The 1,899-nt window shown below is 65.9% G+C and carries 1 protein-coding gene; it reads right to left on the bottom strand.

Annotated elements, in window-relative coordinates; genetic code table 11:
- Nucleotides 1-1,879 (bottom strand): beta strand repeat-containing protein (locus ACFQ6N_RS40470; RefSeq protein ID WP_380659148.1); only part of this gene is annotated, 1,879 nt, incomplete at its 3' end.
- Between the last annotated feature and the right edge of the window lie 20 nt (nucleotides 1,880-1,899).

Raw genomic sequence — 1,899 nt, 5'->3', positions numbered from 1 at the left:
CAATCAGGCTGTCCACATCGAAATCGGAGAACGCCAGCGTGCCGGCAGCAGAGATGTAGCTGCCGCGGCCCTTCAGTGACACCGTGTCGCCAAACCGGTTCACCGGCCGGCCCATGCCGTCGGTCCTGTCGAGGTTGACGGCGCCGCCGGCATCGATATGGGTGGTGCCGCCGACGTCCAGCATGCTGCCCGCGGCCTGCTGCAGCCCGCCGGTGAGATCCAGCCGCAGGTTCTCCGTCAGCGTGCTGTTGCCCAACAGCAGATCGCCCGCGCGTAGTTGGGCACTTCTGCCCGCCAGGGCGACCTCGCCACCGAAGCGATTGCCTGCATCGATCAGATTGATGTTCCCCGCACTCCGGAACCAGGCCCGGCCATCGACCTGGTAGCTGCCGGCCTGGACCAGGCTGATCGCGGAGTCGATGCTGAGGTTGCGCTTGCTGACGATGCCTCGACCGTTGAACAGAAGCCCGGTGATGCTGACATCGGCGGCATTGATGTTGCCGTTGACCTGGATCTGGCCGCCAGTAGTCAGTGCCAGGTTGTAACCACCGGCGGTGTTGCTGGAGATGCCGTCGGTGGTGAGGGCGCCGCCGCCAGTGCTGATCAGCTGCGTGTTGCCGTCCAGCACCACGTTGCCCTGCAGCAGGATATCGCCGGTGCTGGTGAGGCGGCTGCCCAGCACGATGGTATCGGCGCGACCGTGCAGGCGACCCACCACCCCGGCTCCTCCCACCTCGCCGCCGATCGTGAGCTGGCGTGCACTCAGATTCAGACCGCCACCGTCACCGTCGACCGTTCCGCCGAGTGTGAGGCTCCCGATGAGCGAGGTCAGGCTGCGCTCACCGTACACGCGCACCGGGCCAGAGAACCCGAGCGTGCCCAGCGTGCTGACATCGCCGAACAGGCGCGCACCGTTGCCCGTGCTGACATTCAGGCCCTGCAATGCGGTGCTGCCACCAATGGCACCGGAGAACGTGGCCATTCCGCTGGCGTCGACGCCCAGCTGGTAGCTGCCATCAACGGTGCCGTCGAACAGGATCGTCCCACCCTGCAGCGTCGCGTTGCCCTGCAGTGTCACCGCGGACCGGTAGGCCTGGTTACCGGACGTGGTGATCGTACCGCTCAGGCCAAGGCTGCCGCCCTGCGCATCCAGGCTGCGCGCGTCGATATCGCCCAGGTTCAGTGCACCGATGCCGACCAGACTGACATCGGCTCCTTTCGCGCTGACCCGGTTGCCGAAACTGTTGCCGGCATGGGTCAGGGTGATATTGCCCGCAGCTGCGTCGAGCGTGGTATTGCCACCTACCGACAGCGCCCCGCTGTTCGCCAGGCTGGTCGAGGTGGCCAGGGTCAGGTCGGTACCGACATGGCCACCAACGCGGCTGATGGCATTGCTCGCCTGTCCCAGGGTCACTCGGCCCTGCGTATCCAGTTGCAGCGCGCCCTCCAGCGAACCCGCGGTCTGGGTGATGTTGTTCGCGTCGATTCCGATCGAGTCTGCCTTGATCGAGCCTGACAGCACCACGTCGCCGTTGATGCCGCCATTTAAGTTCACGGTCCTGGCGTCGATGCTGCCGCCGGTCATCTGGACGGCGACCGGCCCCCCCATGACAGCCGATCCCACCGTGGACATCGCCGTGGCCGTAACGATGGCGTTGTTGATCGCCACCGGTGCAGAACTGCGGATGGTCAGGCTGCCGTCGCTGGCATCGATGGCGTTGGCGATGATCGTGCCGCCCGCGTTGATGCCGGTAGCGGACAGACCCGGTCCCATCAATGCCGTCATGCTGATGTTGCGTGCACTGAGGGTGCCGACGTTGCTGATGCCGGTTCCTGCGATGCCACTCGCTGCGGTGGTGACGAACGCCAGGCTTGGCATGCCGGCCGATGACACACCGG

It is taken from the genome of Kitasatospora sp. NPDC056446, assembly GCF_042796115.1.
GTDB lineage: Bacteria > Actinomycetota > Actinomycetes > Streptomycetales > Streptomycetaceae > Kitasatospora.
The sequence above is the reverse complement of the archived record's forward strand: the minus strand, read 5'-3'. Positions and strand labels throughout refer to the sequence as shown.